Genomic DNA, 18591 nt, shown 5'->3' with positions numbered 1-18591 from the left:
TGCACGATCCCTCCTTCACCCGAACTGGGTTTGCCCGGCGAATGCCACGTAGGTCGTTGTTTTCGCAGAAAGCGCAGTACAGGCGGAAGAGGCCAACACGACATCATCGGTTCGCCGATGAGTCATTCCGGGAAAAGCAGTATTCCCACCCGGAAACGAGAAAGGCCGGCTTGCGCCGGCCTTTCCCTTTCCTGCTTTGCGCGGCTGCTTACAGCGCCTTGGCGGCGGCCACCACGTGGTCGGTGGTTATGCCGAAGTGCTTGTACAGCTTGTCCGCCGGGGCCGAGGCACCGAAGGTGTCGATACCGATCACCGCGCCGTCCAGGCCGACGAACTGGCGCCAGAACCCAGTGACGCCGGCTTCGATCGCCACGCGCTTGCGCACGGCGTTGGGCAGCACCGATTCACGGTAGGCCGCATCCTGGCGCAGGAACACGTCGGTGGACGGGATGGAGACCACGCGGGTCTTCAGGCCGGCGGCATCCAGCTGGGCCTTGGCTTCGGTGGCCAGCGAGACTTCCGAACCGGTGGCGATCAGGATCACGTCCGGGGTGCCGTCGGCATCGGCCAGCACGTAGCCACCGCGCTCGATCTGCGCGATCTGCTCGGCGCTGCGCGGCTGGTGCGGCAGGTTCTGGCGGCTGAACACCAGGCAGCTCGGGCCGTCCTGGCGGGTGATCGCGGCCTTCCAGCTCACCGCCGACTCGACGGCATCGCACGGGCGCCACACATCGTTGTTCGGGATGTAGCGCAGCGAGGCCAGGTGCTCCACCGGCTGGTGGGTCGGGCCGTCTTCGCCCAGGCCGATCGAGTCGTGGGTGTAGACGTGGATGGCGTGGGCCGGGATCAGCGCGCTCATGCGTACGCCGTTGCGGGCGTAATCGCTGAACACCAGGAAGGTGGCGTCGAACGGAATGAAACCACCGTGCAGGGCCAGGCCGTTGGCAATGGCGGTCATGCCGAACTCGCGCACGCCGTAGTACACGTAGTTGGCGTTGGCGTCATCGCTGGCGACCGACGTGCTGCCCTTCCACAGGGTCAGGTTCGAATGCGCCAGGTCAGCCGAGCCGCCGACGATTTCCGGCAGCAGCGGTGCAAAGGCTTCGATGGCCAGCTGCGAGGCCTTGCGCGAAGCGATCGTCGGGCCTTCAGCGGCCACCTTGGCGATGTAGGCATCGGCCTGGGCGACGAAGTCGGCCGGCAGCTCGCCATGCGAACGACGGGTCAGCTCGGCGGCTTCGGCCGGGTACTGCGCGGCGTACTTGTCGAACTGCTGCTCCCACTCGGCCTGGCGCAGGGTGCCAGTACCGCCGGCGCGCCAGCCGGCGTAGATCTCTTCCGGAATCTCGAACGGGCCGTAGTTCCAGTCCAGCGCCTTGCGGGTGGCGGCCAGCTCGTCCTTGCCCAGCGCGGCGCCGTGGCTCGATTCCTTGCCGGCCTTGTTCGGCGAACCGAAGCCGATGGTGGTGCGGCAGCAGATCAGGGTCGGCCTGTCGCTCTGCGACAGCGCGGCCTCGATGCCGGCCTTGATGCTTTCCGGGTCGTGGCCGTCGACATCGCGCACCACGTTCCAGCCATAGGCTTCGAAACGCTCGGGGGTGTTGTCGGTGAACCAGCCCGCGACGTTGCCGTCGATGGAGATGTGGTTGTTGTCCCAGAAGCAGACCAGCTTGTGCAGGCCCCAGGTGCCGGCCAGCGAAGCGGCTTCATGCGACACGCCTTCCATCAGGCAGCCATCGCCCATGAACACCCAGGTGCGGTGGTCGACGATTTCCAGCTCCGGGCGGTTGAAGCGCTGTGCCAGCAGCTTCTCGGCCAGGGCGAAGCCCACGGCATTGGCGAAACCCTGGCCCAGCGGGCCGGTGGTGGTTTCCACGCCCGGGGTCTCGTGGTATTCCGGGTGGCCGGCGGTGTGGCTGCCCAGCTGGCGGAACTGCTTGAGCTGCTCGATCGGCAGGTCGTAGCCGCTCAGGTGCAGCAGCGCGTACTGCAGCATCGAGCCGTGGCCGTTGGACAGCACGAAGCGGTCGCGGTTGAACCACTGCGGGTTGTTCGGATTGTGCCGGAGATAGTCGTTCCAGAGCACTTCGGCGATATCGGCCATGCCCATGGGCATGCCGGGGTGGCCGGAATTTGCGGTTTCAACCGCATCAGCGGCAAGGAAGCGGATGGCGTTGGCCAACTGGCGACGGGTAGGCTGCGTCATGGTTCTGTCGGAATCGGGAGGCGGCCGCGAAACTGCGGGCGCGCCATTGTCCCACAGACGCCCGGCAGGGTCAGGTCAACGGCGCCCGAAAACGAGACAGGGTCGGAGCCGTTTCCTGGCGGAAAGGAATCCGACCCCGTTCAGGGTTTGCCGGCCAGCGGCCGGCACTACCGGTCAGTTGTCCAGACGCGCCGCGGCGGCGGCCGCCTCGGCCGGGGTGTCCGCAGCCTCGCCCTTGGCCACCAGGGTGGTCAGGGCCAAATCACCGGTCACGTTCAGCGCGGTCCGGCACATGTCCAGGAAGTGATTCACGCCCAGGATCAGGCCGATGCCCAGCGGGTTCACGCCGACCATGGCGCAGATCATCGCCACCACCGGCAGCGAGCCCGACGGCACGCCGGCGGTACCGATGCCACCCAGGATGCAGACCGCCATCACCATGACCTGCTGGCCGATCGACAGGTCCACGCCGAAGAACTGGGCCAGGAAGATCACCGTCACGCCCTCGAACAGCGCGGTGCCGTTCTGGTTGGCAGTGGCGCCCACGGTCAGCACGAAACGCGACACGCGCTGCGGCAGGCCCATCTGATCGGCCACGCGCAGCGCGGTCGGCAGGGTGGCGTTGCTGGAGGCGGTGGAGAAGGCCATCACCGTCGCTTCCTGGGTGTCGCGGAAGAACGACAGCGGCGAACGGCCCGACAGCCACACGGCGGCGCCGTAGGTCACGACCATGTGCAGGCCCAGCGCCAGCACCACCACGCCCACATAGGCGCCGAGGCGGAGGATCAGCTCGAAGCCGAACAGCGCGGCCAGGTTGAACATGAAGCAGGCCACCGCGTACGGGGCCAGGCGGATGACCAGGTTGATAAGGGTCATCGAGATTTCGAACACGCCTTCGATGGCGCGACGCAGCGGGGCGACCTTCGCTTCGTCGGTCAGCACCATGCCGATGCCGAACATCAGCGCGAAGAACATCAGCGACAGGATCGCGCCGTTGTCCGATGCCGCCTGCAGCACGTTGCTCGGCACGATCGACAGCAGCATGTCCATGCCCTTGGGCGTGCCATGGATGCCGGCGACGATCTCCTTGCTGCGCTCGGCATTCTCCGACAGCATCAGCGCGGCCGTCTGCGGGTCGACGCCGGCGCCCGGCTTGAGCACGTTGACCAGCACCAGGCCGATGCCCACGGCAATGCCGGACAACAGAATGGTGTAGGCCAGGGTCTTCCAGCCGATGCGGCCGAGGGCGCGGATATCGCCCATCTCGGACACGCCCATGATCAGCGCCGAGAAGATCAGCGGCACGATCAGCATGAAGATCAGGTTGAGGAACAGGCCCGACGCCGGCGTGGTGATGTAGTCCATGACCCACTTGGCACCGGCCTGCACACCATCGACGCTGCCGCCCAGGGCATGCACGGTAAGTCCCAGAACCAAGCCGATCGCAAAGCCGATGCCCATCTTCCAGTGCAGGGGCAACTTCTTCCTGTCGGCAGCAGCTGCTGTCATACGCGGCATTCCTCGAAAAATGAATCTACTCTAACAAAGCGCGCAAGCCGCGCCGGTTCAGGGTCGCTGCGTGGGGTACAGCGGCGCCAGCCCAGTGTCCACGGCTTTCTGCGGCGCCGACCAGTGCGGTCCGTCACGGAAGCACTCGCGCAGGCGCGCACGCAGCACCGACGCTTCACCCTGCCCGCCCCAGCGCGCGGCCTGCAGGTCCAGCAGCACCTGGCGCTGGGCCGGATCGGCCAGGCGCTCGATCACCTGCTCCAGGCGTTCCACCCCGGCCATCGCACACAACTGCGCCTGCACCTGGTCGAATCCCTCGCCATCGAGTGCGCGGCGCAGCGCGGCCACGCTGCCACGCGATGTGCCGCCGTGGCGGGTGCCTGCGGTGATCGGTGCGTCGGCAGACGCTGCACGACGGCCACGGCGCCAGCCCCAGGCCAGGGTCAGCAGCCACAGCACGGCCAGGCCCACGGCGGCCGCGATCCAGGGCCACGGGCGCGCAACGGCCGCGCCGAGCGCCACTGCGGTCGCTGCGTCCGGCTGCGCGTCGTCGCCCGGCAGCGCAGCCTGGGTATCGAGGGGCTGGGGCGCCGGGGTGCCGCTGCGTCCGGCGGCCACCGTCAGGGTCAGGTCCGGCAGCGTGGCCTGCTCGGCGTTGCCGCTGTCCACGTTCCACCAGGTCACCTTCGGCCCCGGCACCACCAGCGTGCCGGCCTGGCGCGGCACGATCGAATAGCGACGGGTGATCTTCAGGCGCGGCGTGCTGCCGCTGAACGTCTCATCGTACTGGGCCGGTTCGGCAAAGACCTGCCCGGCATCGCCCACGTCGGGCACCGGCAGGTCAGTGAACTGGGCGCGGGTCGCGCCGTTGGCCACGGCCTCGACCACCACGGTGGCCGCCTCGCCGGCACGCGCACCATTCGGCGCCGTGGTGTAGCGCAGCTGCAGGCCGTGCAGCGGCAACCAGGGCTGCGGTGCCTGCGCCGGCTGCGCGCGCACCTGCAGGGTGCGCTCGGGGGCGACGGCATTCATGCGCCCGTCGCCACCCGCGCCGAAGAAATCATCGAAGAAGCCACCGGCCGTGCGCCCGTTGAAGCGTGCACCAGGAAGCCGCAATGGCCCGCTGCGTTCGGGAATCAGCAGGAAGCGGCGCTCCACCACGTTGTAGCGGCGGCCATTGATCTGGCGCACGTCAGTGCGGTCCTCGCCTACCCGCTGCAGCGAAGCACCCTCGGGCGTATCCAGCACCAGCTCGCCCGAGGCCAGCTGCGAGGCGAAGTACAGGCGCACCACCACGCCCACGCTCTGCTGCACGTAAGGCTGCGCGTCGTCTACTTCAGTCTCGACGAAGGCGGCGGCATTGCTCTGTGCGGTGGGCACCGTGCCGGTGCCCACCTGCAGCTGCAGCGGCTCGGTGCGCTGGCGGCCGACCTGCAGCGAGGGCACCAGCAGGGTGCCGCTGCGGCGCGGGGTCAGCGTCACCGAGTACACGTTGCGCTGCTGCATGCTGCCGTTGCTCCACTGCACCTGGCGGCTGCTGCCCTGCGCGCCGAGCACGAAGTCTGCATTCAACGGCGCGTAGTCCGGACTGCCCTGGTCGGTTTCCACCTGCAGGGTGACCGGTTCGCCCAGGGTGGTGCTGGCCGGGTCGAGCCACGCGCGCGTCTGCGCCAGCGCGGCCGACGGCAGCCACACCAGCAGCATCGCCAGCAGCACCGTCACCTGGAATGTCCTGCGCGGCACGCCGATCATCGCCCTTCCCTCTTTCTACGTTCGTTTTCCAGCTGGAACTTGGTGCGCAGCAACGCGCCCGGGTCATCGGGCACGCGGCGCATCCACGCCTCCACCGCCTGCTGTTCCTCACGCTGCTGCGGCGTGCGGCCGTCGCCACGCGTGGCCGGCTTGCCCTGCTCGCCAGGCCTGGATTGCTGCATGGCCTGCTGCATGCGCTGGCGCTGTTCGGCGTCGGCCTGCGCCTGTGCCTTCGCATCGGCGGCCTGCGGACCGGCATTCTGGCCGTCCTTCGTGTCGCCGGGCTTGCCCTGCTGCCGAGGCTGTTGATCCCCCTGCCCCTGCTTAGGATCCTGCTGGCCCTGTTGCCCCTGCTGACCCGGCTGCTGTTCCTGCTTCGGCTGCTGCGGCGGCTGGCCCTGCCCCTTGTCCTGGTTGGAGCGGTTGTTCTGGCCCTTGTTCGACGGCGGCTTGCGCTTGCGCGCGGCGTCCACCACCGCGCGGTTGGCCACGGCATCGGCCATGCCCGGATGCTTGGCCAGCGCGCGGTCATAAGCGGCGATGGCACCGTCGTAGTCGCCCTGCCGCGCCAGCGCGTTGCCGAGGTTGTACAGGCCGGCATCGCTGTCGATGCCCTCGAAGCGCGCGCGCGCGGTGTCGAAATCACCGTTGCGGTAGGCCTGCACGCCTTCTGCTATACGTTCGTGCTCGCGCTGGTCTGCGCGCTGCCAGAGCGTGCCGGTTTCTTTCGTCGGCGCACTGCGTGGCTGCGCGTGCAGGTTGCCGGCCAGCGGCAGCAGGCCCACCGCCAGCACCGCGGCCAGCACCGCGCGGCGGCGGAACGCCAGCAGGGCCAGCAGCATCAGCGGCGGCAGCAGCCAGTAGCCTTCATCCTGCCATTGACTGCCCTGCCCCGGGCGCTGCCGGGCGGTGCCATCGCTGGCATCCAGCACATCCAGTGCACGCAGGTCGCGGTCATCGGCGGCGATCCGGGCGTACTGGCCGCCACCGGCGGTAGCCACCGTGCGCAGGCTGCCTTCATCCAGCGCCGCCTGGGCGATCTGCCCGCTGCCATCGCGGTAAGCGGCACCGGTGGGCGTGCCGAGGCCCAGCACCGACACCTGCAGGCCGAGACTACGCGCCTGCGTCGCGGCGAGCGCGGCGGCGGCATCGGCCTGGTCGCTGATCAGCAGGATGCGCCCACGCAGCGTGCCGGTCTGCCGCAGCAGCTGGGTCGCCCAGTCGATGGCGCGGTCGGCATGCTGCCCATCGCGCGGCATCACCTCCGGCGACAGCGCATCCAGGTACAGCCCCACGTTGGCGGTGTCATCGGTCAACGGTGCGACGGTGTAGGCATCATCGGCATACACCACCAGACCCACCTGCCCGCCCTGCCGCGCACGCAGCAGCGCGCCTATCTTGGCCCGCGCCTGCAGCAACCGCGACGGCGGCAGATCGGTGGCGGTGATGCGACTGGACAGGTCGAGCACCACCACCAGCGGCGTGCCGGCCTGGTACATGGGCTGCGCCTGCTGGCGCCAGCTCGGGCCGGCAAGGGCCAGCACCGCCAGCGTCCAGCCAAGCAGGATGGCCCAGGGCAGGCGCGCACGGCGGCGGCCACCCGCGGCCAGCAGGTGCGACAGCAGGTGGGCGTCGACGGCCTGCCGCCACGCGTCACTGCGGCGTTGCCGGTACAGCGCGGCGGCGATGATCAGCGGCAGCGCGAGCAGCGCCCACAACCACTCGGGCCGCAGGAAATGCAGTGCGTTCCAATCGGGAAGCGCCGCGTGGAAAGTCTGCAGGAAGGTGGCGATCATCGGCGGCGCTCCGGCCACAGCCATGCCAGTGCACCCAGCAACAGCGCCAGGCCCAGCGGCCAGGCATAGCGTTCATTGCGCGGGCGCAGGCTCGGGCCCTTCGCCGCGATCGGTTCCAACCGGTCCAGCTCGGCGTAGATGCCGGCCAGCTCGTCGGTATCGCGGGCGCGGAAGAAACGGCCGCCGGTCATCTCGGCGATCTTTCGCAGGGTGGCTTCATCCACCGGGTCGCGGTCGCTGGCGATGGGGATGCCGAACAGACGCATGCTGCCGTCGCTGCCAAAGGCCACGGTGTGCACGCGCACGCCTTCGGCACGGGCCAGTTCGGCCGCGCGCAGCGGCTCCAGTACACCGGCATTGCTGACGCCGTCGGTCAGCAGGATCAGCACGCGCTGCCCTTCCGGCTGGCTGCGCAGGCGCTTGACCGCCAGTGCGATGGCATCGCCGATGGCGGTCTCGCGCCCGGCCAGGCCAACCACGCTGTCGCGCAGCTGGTCGCGCACGCTGGCCAGGTCGGCGGTGATCGGGGTGAGCGTGTACGCGCGGTCGCCGAACACCAGCAGGCCGACGCGATCACCGGCACGGCGGTCGAGAAAGTCGGCCAGCACGGCCTTGGCCGCGGTCAATCGCTCCACCGCCTGCGAGCCGAGCACCATATCCGGCTCGCTCATGCTGCCGGACACGTCCATCGCCAGCATCATCTGTCGGCCTTCCTGCGGCGGCGTGATCGCTTCGCCCAGCTGCTGCGGCCGCGCCATCGCCACGCACAGTGCGGCCCAGGCCAACCACAGGATGATCGTGCGCAGCCAGTACGCATCGACCCGCCCGCCGCCGGCGAGGGCCTGCAGCTCGGCGGCGGCATACGGAACGCGCAGGGCAGCACCCGGCTCGGCCCGGCGCTTCCACAGATGCATCAGCAGCGGCACCGGCAGCGCCAGCAGTGCCAGCGGCCAGGCCAGCTGCAGGTCCGGCCAGGGCCAGTAACTTGCCAGCAGGCTCATCGGCGACGCTCCTGCAGCAGCTGCAGGTAACGTTCGCGTGCCCAGCGGCGGACCTCGGCCACCTCGTCCGCGGCCACCTGCGGGCGGTACGCGCCCTCGGCCAGCAGGCGTCGCTCCGGCTCGGCCAGCTGCTCCTTCGGGTCGATCCGCTGCCACCAGGCCTGGTCATGCAGCGCTTCGCTGCCCGGCTGGGCCAGGCGCGCGGCGCGACGCAGCAGGCCGGCGACGGCGGCCAGTTCGGCCGCTGCGGTGGGCGCAGCCTGCAGTTCCCGGTCGAACTGCTGCAACCAGCGCTGGCGTCGACGGCGACGACGCTCGCCGATGAACACCACGATGCCCAGCACCAGCAGCACGGCGCCGATCAGCATCAGCCAGCCCGGCGCCGGTGGCCACCACGAGGGTGACGGCGGCAGTGCGACGTCGCGCAGTGGCAGGGCCGCGCTCACGCCGGCACCTCGGTCGGTGCAGGTGCCAGCCACGCGTCGCTGGGCGCATCGGTGGAGAGGATGTGCACATCCACCCTGCGTGCGGCCAGCTGCTGGCGCATGGCCTGCAGCGGTTCAACGAAGTGCGCGCGCCAGTGCGCCTGCACCTCGCTGCGGCGCAGGTCCAGGCCGATGCGCTGCTGCGCGGCCAGGAACTGCAGCGGTGCCGAAGGCGGCTGCAGTTCCAGCGGATCGACCAGCAGCAGCAGGCTCAGATCATGGTGCTGGGCCAGCGCACTCCAGCGCGCCGGGGCGATGCGCAGGGCCTGCTGGGGATCGGCCAGCACCAGCATGCGCGCACCGGGGCGCAGCACGCGGCCGGCGTGATCCAGCGCGCGCTCCAGGCCAAGGTCATCGGCGGGCGGTTGCGCATACCAGCGGGTCAGTGCGTCGAGCACGCGCAGCACGCCACGCGGGCCGCCGGCCGGAGCAATCGGCGGTTCACGATCACTGCCACGCAGCGCGCCGATACGGTCGCCGCGACGCTGCGCGGACCAGGCGGCTACGGCACCGGCGCGCGCGGCCTGGACTGACTTGAAGCGCACGCGCGTACCGAAATACAGCGCCGGAGAAGTATCGGCGACGATCAGGCTGACCCGCTCGCGCTCGGCCTGGAACAGCTTGGTGTGCGCGCGACCGGTGCGCGCGGTCACCCGCCAGTCGATGTGCCGGGCGTCATCGCCGGGTACGTATTCGCGCGACTCGGCATATTCCATGCCGCGTCCGCGCAGCGGTGACGGTGCCTGGCCGGCATTGCCCACACGCCCACGACGCGGCGGCGGCGGTCGCTGTGCCAGCCGGCGCAGCGCCACCAGCTCGGCCAGCTGCGGGCGCAGGCCATCGCCTTCGGCCACGCTGGCGCTGTGCGGCAGGGATGGATCGGACATGCGCAGGCTCAGGGCGCCGGCACGCGGGCCAGCAGTTCCTGCACCAGTCGCTCGCCATCCCAGCCTTCGGCCGTCGCTTCATAGCTGGGCAGCACGCGGTGGCGCAGCACGTCGGCGGCCACGGCACGCACGTCATCCGGGGTAACGAAGTCACGACCGGCCAGCCACGCACGTGCACGCGCGCAGCGCTCCAGCGCGATCGAGCCACGCGGGCTCGCGCCCCAGGCGATGCGGCGGCCGAGGCCGGCGTCGTAGCGCGACGGATCGCGCGAGGCCAGCACCAGTTCGATCAGGTAACGCTCCAGCGCCGGCGCCATGTGCAGGTCCAGCACTTCGCGGCGTGCGTCGAACACCACCTGCATCGGCAGCTTCTCCGGTGCCGGCACGGCGTTGTCCAGTGCACCGCGCGCACGGTCGCGGGCCAGGCGCAGGATCTCCGCTTCCGCGGCCTGGTCGGGGTAGCCGATGCGCACATGCATCAGGAACCGGTCCAGCTGCGCTTCCGGCAGCGGGAACGTGCCTTCCTGCTCGATCGGGTTCTGCGTGGCCATCACCAGGAACAGCGACGGCAGCGCATAGGTGTGGCGGCCGACGGTGACCTGGCGCTCGCCCATGGCTTCCAGCAGCGCCGACTGCACCTTGGCCGGGGCGCGGTTGATTTCATCAGCCAGCAGGATCGGGTGGAAGATCGGGCCGGGCACGAATTCGAAGCGTCCTTCCTGCGGGCGCCAGATCTCGGTACCGGTCAGGTCGGCCGGCAGCAGGTCCGGGGTGAACTGGACGCGGGCGAAATCGGCTTCCAGGCGCGAGGCCAGCGCACGGATGGCGGTGGTCTTGGCCAGGCCGGGGGCACCTTCGACCAGCAGGTGGCCGTCGGCCAGCAGGGCGATCAGCAGGCGCTCGACCAGCGCGGCCTGGCCGACGATCTCGGCCGACAGGGCATCACGCAGGCCGGTGAAGGCGGCATGCAGCTGCGAAGTGGTCGGCGCGGGCGGCGGCGCGGCGGATTCGGGCATCGGCGGTGGCAGGTTCATGGGGGCCTTTGACCGGCGCGGAACGGCACGGGTTCCCCACATCATCGCAGGCCGGTCCGCGGATTGGATCAAGGACGGATGAATGGCCATCGCCTCATGGCGTGGATCCACCACGAGAAAGGGCCGCACATGGCGGCCCCGTCTCGTGCAGCGTGTACGGGCGGGCTCAGCTCTTCTTGGCCACGCGCAGCACCTTCGGGGTCACGAACACCAGCAGTTCGGCCTTGTCCTTGTTGCGGCCGCGCTTCTTGAACAGATTGCCCAGGAACGGGACATCGCCCAGGAACGGCACCTTGCTGACGCTGCTGCGGTCGGTGAACTCGTACACACCACCGATCACCACGGTCTGGCCGTCTTCCACCAGCACGGCGGTGTTGACCTCGCGGCGGTTGATTTCCGGAATTTCACCGTAGCCGGCCAGGGTGATGTAGCGCTGCACTTCGTCCTTCTTGACCGCCATGTTCAGGAACACGCGGTTGTCGTCGGTGATGGTCGGGGTGACCTTCAGCTCCAGCACCACTTCCTTGAACTGCACGTTCGGGGTCTGTGCACCACCGGCCGCACCGCCGCCGCTGATGGTGACGTAGCCGATTTCCTTACCCTGCTTGATCAGGGCCTCGCGCTGGTTGGTGGTCACCACGCGCGGGTTGGAAATCACTTCACCACGCGATTCTTCCTGCATGGCCGACAGTTCGACGTCCAGCAGGTAGCCCGCGTTGAGGATGGACAGGGCGAGCGAGCCGGGGTTGCTGGTGGAGGCGACCGGCAGGTCCCAGTTCAGGCCACGCTTGATAGCCGAGGCAACCGGTATAGGAGCCGGCCCGACGCTGCCGCCCGCGATCCAGTCACGCACGGCGTTGGCATTGGTGGCTGCAGTGGTCACCTGGGATTCGCGCGTCTCACGGTTTGCTTCCAGATCACCGCTGAAGTACACATTGTCCCGACTGCCGCTGATGCCGAACTTGGCACCCAGCTCGCGGGCAAAGGTGTCGGTGGCGATGACGATGCGGCTCTCGATCAGCACCTGGTCGACCGGGCGGTCAATCACGTTGATCAGCTCACGCATGCGCGCGATCTTCTTCGGGATGTCGCTGATCATCAGGGTGTTGGTGCGCTCGTCGGCAACGATGCGGCCGCGCGAGGACAGGAAGCCACTCTCTTCCTGGCTGGAGCTGCTCCCGCCACCACTGCCACCACCACCACCACCCCCGATGCCCTTGGCCTCGGTCAGCGCTTTGAAGATCTGCGTGGCGCTGTGGTAGTTGATCTGCACGTAATCGGTCACCAGATCCTCGCGGTTCTCGATGGCGATGCGTGCGTCTTCCTTTTCCTGCTCGAACTTGGCCAGCTCGGCCTGCGGCGCGACCCAGATCACGCTGCCGTCGCGACGCTTGTCCATGCCCTTGGCGCGCAGCACGATGTCCAGCGCCTGGTCCCACGGCACGTTGACCAGGCGCAGAGTCACATTGCCCTGCACCGAATCGGACGCCACGACATTCAGGTTCGACTCTTCGGCAATCAACTGCAGCACGGTGCGCACCGGCACGTCCTGGAAGTTGAAGGTGACCGGCTTGCCGCTGTAGCCACGCTCCGGCACGCCCTTGGCAGCCTGGGTGACGCTGCCTGCGGTGACGGCACCGACGGCGGCCGGTGCCTTGCGGGCACTGATCTCGACCACGTACTCGTTGCCGCTCTGGTAGGCCAGCGATTCGACCGCGCCGCCGGTGCTCAGCACCAGCTGGGTGCCCGCGCCGGACGGCTTGGCGTCGATGCGCTGCACCGGCGTGGCGAAGTCGGTGACGTTCAGCGGCTTCTGCAGGTTGGCCGGCAGTCGGGCATTGCCAACGTCGACCACCACACTGTTGTCCTGCGTGCGCAGGTCAGGGATCGCGCCCTGGCCGTCGAACTGGACGATCAGACGGCCGCTGCCGTCATCGCCGCGCTTGAAATCGATCCGCTGCACCGACAGCGATGCCGGCGCGGAGGCCTGCGTCGCTACTGCGGTGCCTGCCGGTTTCTCGGCCGGTGCGGCGGCCAGCGCCGGGGCGCAGGCCAGCATCAGCGCGACTCCCAGCGCGCTGATGCGGTTCAAGGTAGAGCGCCGGATGGGTCGCAGCCCCTTGGCTTGGTGAAAAGTCATCGTGCTATCCCCAGTAAACGATCATTGATCATCGAGCGCGAGCGTGGCCGGACGTTCCAGCCAGCCCCCCGCACCGTCCGGCACAAGTTCGATCAGCTCCACGCGGTCTTCGTAGACCGCGGTGACCCGCCCGTCGCTCTGCCCAAGGTATCCACCCGGGCGCACCCGGTAGGTCACCTTGTCGGGCCCCATCACCAGGGCGACCGTGCCGCCTCCGGTACCGATGGTACCCACCATGTCCAGCGCATCCAGCGGGAAGCCTTCAAGCGGCTCCTTGCGCCGGTTCGGATCCGGACGGGTTCCACCAGCCCCCTGCTGCGGATTGGCCCAGGCATCGGTGAACGGATCGCGCATGCCCTGCGCGGAATACTCGAAGGTCTCGAACTGCTGCATCACCGGCAGCGGCTCCAGCGGCTGTGCCGGTCGTGCGCGCTCGCTTTCAACCCACTTTTCCAGGTTGGGGGCGTCGCCCGGCGTGCTGGTGATGCCGCGGCCGCAGCCGGCCAGCAACAACACCGCCATCGCCATGCCACCCCGTGCAATGAAGGAACGGATCACTTCTGTGCCTCCTTGCCGGGTTCAACCTGTTGTTCTGCGATCTCGGACTCATCCAGGTACCGGTAGGTCTTGACCGTACCGGACAGCTCCAGCGCGCCGGCGCGGATGCTGCCACCGGTCTTGTCGGCCGGCTTCAGATTGATGTCGTGCATGGTCAGGATGACCACGCGCGGCAGCGAGGCCACGCCACTGACGAACGCGCCGAACTGGTGGTAGCTGCCCACCATCTTCAGCTTGATCGGCTTCTCGGCGTAGAACTCCTTGATCTGTTCCTGTTCCGGCTCGAACAGCTGGTTGGTCAGGCCGCTGGACAGCGCGGTCTGCGAGATGTCGATGATCAGGTCCGGCATCTCGGTCTTGCTTGGCAGCTGCCGCAGCATCTGCTGCAGGACCTGCTCCATCTGTGCCAGCTGCTGCTTGAGCGGTTCCAGGTTCACCGCGCGTGCCTGCTCGGTGCTGAACTGTTGGCGCAGCGTGGCTTCCTGGCCTTCCAGGCCTTCCAGTTCCTCGCGCTTGCCGCTGATCAGCAGCATGTACGCCACGAACATGATGACCAGGGCGATCAGCGTGCAGAACACGATTTTCGCGTTCCGCGGCCAGTTGCCGATGTCGTTGAAGTCCAGGCTCTTGAGGTCGACTTTCCTGCTCATGCGCGGTCCCCCTGCAGCGGGGCGTGGAAGGCCTGCGGCGGCTGCGCCAGGCGGCTGCCCTCAGGCTTGGGCGGGGCTGCCGGCTGGGTGGCAGGCTGGACGGCCGGCGCTGTCGGCGCGGGCTGCGCAGCCGGGGCGTTGGCCGGGGCAGCAGCGGGTGCCGGAGGCTGGCCAGCTGGCGGGGCGGCCGCATCCTGGCCTGCCGACAACGGCGCGACAGCCGGAGCCGCTGCAGCGGGCGTCGCCACCGAGCCATCGGCATTCAGACCGGGGGTGGTGCTCTCGTCACTCTGTGCCGGCAGCTTCACCGTCACCTTGAACAGATACGGCAAGGCCTTGATGTCAGCCACCGGGCCACCGGCACGGATTTCCTTGTCCTTCTCCGGGTTGCTGGCCTCGATGATCGACAGCTCGGGATTGGTCATCCAGCCGGACACTTCCAGGTTGCGCATGTACGCCGAGACGCGTGCGTTGGACTGGGTGCGGCCTTCCAGGGTGAGCATGTCGCCGTCCTGGGTCAGGGCCGTCAGCACCACGCCATCCGGAATGGTGCGGACCAGGGCATCGAACAGATGGACCATCTGCGAACGCTTGGCCTGCAGCTGTTCGATGACGGCCTTGCGCGCCAGCAGGCGGCTCTTCTGCTCGTCGAGGCGCTTGATCTCCTCGTTCTGCTTCTTGACCTTGTCGATCTCGGTCTGAAGGTACGCGTTGCGCTCCTGCTGGCCGCTGACCTGCATGTCGTAGTAGAACCAGATCAGCAGGGACAGCAGCAGGCCACCGAGCGCGGCCATGCCCAGCATGACGCCGAACTCGCGCTGGCGCTGCTTGCGCCGTTCGGCGCGCCAGGGCAATAGATTGATGCGTGCCATCAGTCGAAGCTCCTCAGTGCCAGACCGGTAGCGATCATCAGCGCGGGGGCATCCTGGGCAAGCGCCTGCGCCTGCACCTTCGGGCCCAGGGTCATCTGTGCCAGCGGGTTGGCGACCACGGTCGGCACGCCCAGCTGCTCTTCGACCATCTCCGGCAGGCCAGCCAGCGCGGCGCAACCGCCGGCGAGCACGATGTGGTCGACCCGGTTGAATTCACTGCCCGCGTAGAAGAACTGCAGCAGGCGGCTGATCTGCTGGACCGTCGCTTCCTTGAAGGGCTCCAGCACTTCCACTTCGTAGCTTTCCGGCAGCCCGCCCTGGCGCTTGGCCAGACCGGCTTCCTCGTAGCTCAGGCCGTAGCGGCGCATGATCTCGTCGGTCAGCTGCTTGCCACCGAACACCTGTTCGCGGCTGTACAGGCTACGGCCGCCGCGCAGGACGTTCAGCGTGGTCATCGTGGCGCCGATGTCGACCAGGGCCACCACGCCTTCGTGGGACACCGGCAGCTCACTGGCCACCAGGGCGAAGGCGTTCTCGACCGCGAAGGCCTCCACGTCCATCACCTTGGCCTGCAGGCCGCCCAGCTCCAGCGCCGACTGGCGCAGCTCGACGTTTTCCGAGCGCGAGGCAGCCAGCAGCACCTGGACCATCTCCGGATTGTTCGGGATCGCCCCGATCACCTCGAAGTCCAGGTTCACTTCCTCGATCGGGTACGGAATGTAGTTGACCGCTTCCAGCTCGATCTGGGCTTCCATGTCGGCTTCGTCGAGGTCGGCCGGCATAGGGATCACCTTGGTGATCACCGCCGAACCGGCCACGGCGGCCGCGGCCAGCTTGGCCTTGCTGCCGGAACGGTTCATCGCCCGGCGGATGGCCTCACCCACGGCCTCCACTTCGACGATGTTCTTTTCAACCACCGCATTCGGCGGCAACGGTTCCACGGCGTAGTGTTCCACGCGGAAACGGTTGCCGCTGCGGGAAAGCTGCAACAGCTTTACCGCAGTCGAACTGATGTCGACGCCAATGAGCGGCGACTGACTTTTTGGGATGAGCCCCACGGTTTCTCCCCTGCCGACGGGCACTTGGACACACGATCTGCGTCCGCGCATTAATAACGTATTTTTAGCGAATGGCAACCGCCCTGCTGTGAAATCCCTCACAGGATGAACACGCAGCCCCTGGCAATTCCCCTTGCGTTCCCCGGTGCCGGCCCCAGCCGCCACCTTGCGTAATCTATACTCTGCGACCACGAAATTCGCAATCGGAATCTGACACCGATGACTCGTCTCCGCCGCTGGCTGCGCTGGATCTTTGTTGTTGCCCTGGTCCTGGCGCTGGTTGGTGCTGCCGCCGTGGGCGGCCTGTACTACGCCGTATCCTCCAAGCTTCCCGACGTGCAGACCCTGCGCGACGTGGAAATGCAGGAGCCGATGTACGTCTACGCCGCCGACGGCAAGCTGATGGCCGTCTTCGGTGAGACAAGGCGCACCCCCATCACCATGAAGGACGTGCCGGAGAACCTGAAGCGGGCTTTCCTGGCCACCGAGGACGCCCGCTTCTATGAGCATGGCGGCGTGGACTACAAGGGCATCGCCCGCGCGGTCTGGCTGCTGGCCACCACCAGCGACCGGCGCGTGCCGGGTGGTTCGACCATCACCCAGCAGGTCGCCCGCCAGTTCTTCCTCAGCTCCGAGTACAGCTACACGCGCAAGCTGGCCGAGATCCTGTTGGCCCGCAAGATCGAGTCCGAGCTGAGCAAGGACGAGATCTTCGAGCTGTACCTGAACAAGAGTTTCTTCGGCAACCGCGCCTACGGCGTGGCCGCCGCCGCCGAGTTCTACTACGGCAAGAAGCTGAACGAGCTGGACCTGGACGAGATGGCCTCGCTGGCCGGCATCCCCAAGTTCCCCTCCTCCGGCAACCCGATCTCCAACCCGGAACGTGCCCGCCAGCGCCGCGACAACTACGTGCTGCAGCGCATGGCTGATCTGAAGTTCGTCAGCCAGGCCGAGGCCGATGCGGCCAAGGCCGTGCCGATGCACGCCACTCCGCATGAGCCGCCGGTGGAGGTGTACGCCCCGTACGTGGCCGAGCTGGTGCGCCAGGAAATGATCGCCCGCTTCGGCGGTGACGTGGTCAACAAGGGTTACCACGTCACCACGACCATCGATGCCACCCTGCAGGAATCGGCCAACCTGGCCGTGCGTGACGGCCTGCTGCTGTACGACCACCGCCACGGCTGGCACGGGGTGGAAAAGCAGGTTCAGCTGGGCGCCGCTGATGATGCCGCGGCCCTGGCCGAGCATCTGCGCGGCATCGTCGGCCAGGCCGGCCTGTTGCCGGCCATCGTTGCCAGCACCGGCGCCGACGGCAGCGCCACCGTGGTCCTGGCCAACCGCAGCGAGATCGTGCTGCCGGCCGGTGCCGCCAAGTGGACCAACAAGACCCCGGGCAAGCTGGTCCAGCGCGGCGACATCGTGCGCGTGCGCGCCGGTGCGAAGGAAGGCGAGTGGCTGCTGGACCAGATTCCGCGCGGCCAGTCCGCCCTGGTCTCGCTGGACGCACACAGCGGTGCCCTGAAGGCCCTGGTCGGTGGCTTCAGCTTCTCCGGCAACAAGTTCAACCGTGCCACCCAGGCCCGCCGCCAGCCGGGTTCAAGCTTCAAGCCGTTCGTCTACGCGGCCGCCTTCGACAAGGGCTACAACCCGGCCTCGATCGTGCTCGACGCCCCGGTCGTGTTCCGCGACCGTCGCGGCAAGACCTGGGCCCCGCAGAACGACGGCGGCGGCTTCCGTGGCCCGATGCGCCTGCGCGAGGCGCTGGTGCAGTCGCGCAACCTGGTCTCGGTGCGCCTGCTTGATGGCATGGGCGTGGATTACGCGCGCAAGTACATCAGCGAGTTCGGCTTTGCCGAATCGGAACTGCCGCCGAACCTGTCGATGTCGCTGGGTACCGCCTCGCTTACCCCGCTGTCGGTGGCCCGCGGCTATGCCGTGTTCGCCAACGGCGGCTCGCGCGTGGACACCTGGCTGATCGACCAGGTGACCGACCGCGACGGCACCGTGGTGTTCAAGGAGAACCCGGCCCTGGCCTGCCGCGAGTGCGCCGGCAGCAGCGACCAGCCGGTGAACCAGGTGGTGGATGGCTTCAACTTCGGCGCCCCCGCGCCCAAGTCCGATGCCACCGCTGGCGCCACGCCGGCCACCGAGACCCCGGTCGCGCCGGTCAACCCGGACGCCCGCACCGCCCCGCGCGCGATCGACGCCCGTACGGCCTACCAGCTGGTGTCGATGATGCGCGACGTGGTCCAGCGCGGTACCGGTACCGCCGCCAAAGTGCTCGGCCGCGCCGACCTGGGTGGCAAGACCGGTTCGACCAACGACCACCGCGATGCCTGGTTCTCCGGCTTCGGCGGCCCGTATGTCACCACCGTCTGGGTGGGCCGCGATGACTTCCGCTCGCTGGGCTACCGCGAATACGGCGGCAAGGCCGCTCTTCCGATCTGGATCGACTACATGCGCACCGCCTTGAAGGACGTGCCGCTGGCCGAGAACGAACCGCCGGCTGGCATGGTCCAGGCCACGCTCAATGGCGCGGTGGAGTGGGTGAAGGTGGAAGACATGGACCGCCTGACCGACTACGACCTCAACCTGCAGAACACCCCGCAGGCCGACGCCGCCGCGTTCGATATCTTCTAAGGA

Annotated in this window: 14 protein-coding genes; 1 reads left to right on the top strand and 13 read right to left on the bottom strand. The window is 68.3% G+C overall.

What is annotated here, in order from left to right; translation table 11 throughout:
• Positions 1–208: 208 nt before the first annotated feature.
• The 13 genes from tkt to AC1VXD_RS11125 all read right to left on the bottom strand — a co-directional run bounded on the left by tkt (position 209) and on the right by AC1VXD_RS11125 (position 15948).
• Positions 209–2206, bottom strand: coding sequence for a transketolase (tkt, locus tag AC1VXD_RS11185; RefSeq protein WP_482992088.1), 1998 nt, complete (start codon positions 2204–2206; stop codon positions 209–211).
• 174 nt (positions 2207–2380) lie between these two features.
• The gene (locus tag AC1VXD_RS11180; protein ID WP_482992087.1) at positions 2381–3715 is read right to left on the bottom strand and encodes a dicarboxylate/amino acid:cation symporter; all 1335 of its coding nucleotides are present in this window, start codon (positions 3713–3715) and stop codon (positions 2381–2383) included.
• Positions 3716–3772: 57 nt separating this feature from the next.
• Positions 3773–5467 carry a BatD family protein gene (locus AC1VXD_RS11175; RefSeq protein WP_482992086.1) on the bottom strand — a complete coding sequence of 565 codons (1695 nt, stop codon included), beginning with the start codon at positions 5465–5467 and terminating at the stop codon, positions 3773–3775.
• Positions 5464–7263: a VWA domain-containing protein gene (locus AC1VXD_RS11170; protein WP_482992102.1), complete on the bottom strand. Its 1800-nt coding sequence runs from the start codon at positions 7261–7263 to the stop codon at positions 5464–5466. The genes AC1VXD_RS11175 and AC1VXD_RS11170 overlap by 4 nt, the downstream gene beginning before the upstream one ends.
• Positions 7260–8264, bottom strand: a complete 1005-nt coding sequence (locus AC1VXD_RS11165) for a vWA domain-containing protein (RefSeq protein ID WP_482992085.1) — start codon at positions 8262–8264, stop codon at positions 7260–7262. Before AC1VXD_RS11165 ends, AC1VXD_RS11170 begins: the two co-directional genes overlap by 4 nt.
• Positions 8261–8710, bottom strand: a complete 450-nt coding sequence (locus AC1VXD_RS11160; RefSeq protein WP_482992084.1) for a DUF4381 family protein — start codon at positions 8708–8710, stop codon at positions 8261–8263. Before AC1VXD_RS11160 ends, AC1VXD_RS11165 begins: the two co-directional genes overlap by 4 nt.
• A complete protein-coding gene (locus AC1VXD_RS11155) occupies positions 8707–9636 on the bottom strand; it encodes a DUF58 domain-containing protein (protein ID WP_482992083.1) in 930 nt (309 codons plus the stop codon). The genes AC1VXD_RS11160 and AC1VXD_RS11155 overlap by 4 nt, the downstream gene beginning before the upstream one ends.
• Before the next feature lie 8 nt (positions 9637–9644).
• Positions 9645–10670 carry an AAA family ATPase gene (locus AC1VXD_RS11150; protein ID WP_482992082.1) on the bottom strand — a complete coding sequence of 342 codons (1026 nt, stop codon included), beginning with the start codon at positions 10668–10670 and terminating at the stop codon, positions 9645–9647.
• A gap of 166 nt (positions 10671–10836) precedes the next feature.
• Positions 10837–12810 carry a type IV pilus secretin PilQ gene (locus tag AC1VXD_RS11145; protein ID WP_482992081.1) on the bottom strand — a complete coding sequence of 658 codons (1974 nt, stop codon included), beginning with the start codon at positions 12808–12810 and terminating at the stop codon, positions 10837–10839.
• A gap of 21 nt (positions 12811–12831) precedes the next feature.
• Complete coding sequence (locus AC1VXD_RS11140) at positions 12832–13338, bottom strand: pilus assembly protein PilP (RefSeq protein ID WP_108770744.1); 507 nt, start codon at positions 13336–13338, stop codon at positions 12832–12834.
• A 26-nt stretch (positions 13339–13364) separates the two neighbouring features.
• On the bottom strand, positions 13365–14018 hold the full coding sequence (locus tag AC1VXD_RS11135; protein WP_482992080.1) for a type IV pilus inner membrane component PilO: 654 nt from the start codon (positions 14016–14018) through the stop codon (positions 13365–13367).
• Positions 14015–14890: a PilN domain-containing protein gene (locus tag AC1VXD_RS11130; RefSeq protein WP_482992079.1), complete on the bottom strand. Its 876-nt coding sequence runs from the start codon at positions 14888–14890 to the stop codon at positions 14015–14017. Before AC1VXD_RS11130 ends, AC1VXD_RS11135 begins: the two co-directional genes overlap by 4 nt.
• Complete coding sequence (locus tag AC1VXD_RS11125) at positions 14890–15948, bottom strand: pilus assembly protein PilM (protein ID WP_482992078.1); 1059 nt, start codon at positions 15946–15948, stop codon at positions 14890–14892. The genes AC1VXD_RS11130 and AC1VXD_RS11125 overlap by 1 nt, the downstream gene beginning before the upstream one ends.
• A gap of 219 nt (positions 15949–16167) precedes the next feature.
• On the opposite strand from AC1VXD_RS11125, the gene AC1VXD_RS11120 reads away from it, so the two are divergent.
• The gene (locus tag AC1VXD_RS11120) at positions 16168–18588 is read left to right on the top strand and encodes a penicillin-binding protein 1A (protein ID WP_482992077.1); all 2421 of its coding nucleotides are present in this window, start codon (positions 16168–16170) and stop codon (positions 18586–18588) included.
• The last annotated feature ends 3 nt before the right edge of the window (positions 18589–18591 follow it).

It is taken from the genome of Stenotrophomonas sp. STEN054, assembly GCF_056854535.1.
The sequence above is the reverse complement of the archived record's forward strand: the minus strand, read 5'-3'. Positions and strand labels throughout refer to the sequence as shown.

Bases quoted from the DNA above. Each gene is read 5' to 3' on its own strand.
- tkt (WP_482992088.1), bottom strand. From the start codon at position 2,206: ATGACGCAGCCTACCCGTCGCCAGTTGGCCAACGCCATCCGCTTCCTT.
- AC1VXD_RS11180 (WP_482992087.1), bottom strand. From the start codon at position 3,715: ATGACAGCAGCTGCTGCCGACAGGAAGAAGTTGCCCCTGCACTGGAAG.
- AC1VXD_RS11175 (WP_482992086.1), bottom strand. From the start codon at position 5,467: ATGATCGGCGTGCCGCGCAGGACATTCCAGGTGACGGTGCTGCTGGCG.
- AC1VXD_RS11170 (WP_482992102.1), bottom strand. From the start codon at position 7,263: ATGATCGCCACCTTCCTGCAGACTTTCCACGCGGCGCTTCCCGATTGG.
- AC1VXD_RS11165 (WP_482992085.1), bottom strand. From the start codon at position 8,264: ATGAGCCTGCTGGCAAGTTACTGGCCCTGGCCGGACCTGCAGCTGGCC.
- AC1VXD_RS11155 (WP_482992083.1), bottom strand. From the start codon at position 9,636: ATGTCCGATCCATCCCTGCCGCACAGCGCCAGCGTGGCCGAAGGCGAT.
- AC1VXD_RS11150 (WP_482992082.1), bottom strand. From the start codon at position 10,670: ATGAACCTGCCACCGCCGATGCCCGAATCCGCCGCGCCGCCGCCCGCG.
- AC1VXD_RS11145 (WP_482992081.1), bottom strand. From the start codon at position 12,810: ATGACTTTTCACCAAGCCAAGGGGCTGCGACCCATCCGGCGCTCTACC.
- AC1VXD_RS11140 (WP_108770744.1), bottom strand. From the start codon at position 13,338: ATGGCGATGGCGGTGTTGTTGCTGGCCGGCTGCGGCCGCGGCATCACC.
- AC1VXD_RS11135 (WP_482992080.1), bottom strand. From the start codon at position 14,018: ATGAGCAGGAAAGTCGACCTCAAGAGCCTGGACTTCAACGACATCGGC.
- AC1VXD_RS11130 (WP_482992079.1), bottom strand. From the start codon at position 14,890: ATGGCACGCATCAATCTATTGCCCTGGCGCGCCGAACGGCGCAAGCAG.
- AC1VXD_RS11120 (WP_482992077.1), top strand. From the start codon at position 16,168: ATGACTCGTCTCCGCCGCTGGCTGCGCTGGATCTTTGTTGTTGCCCTG.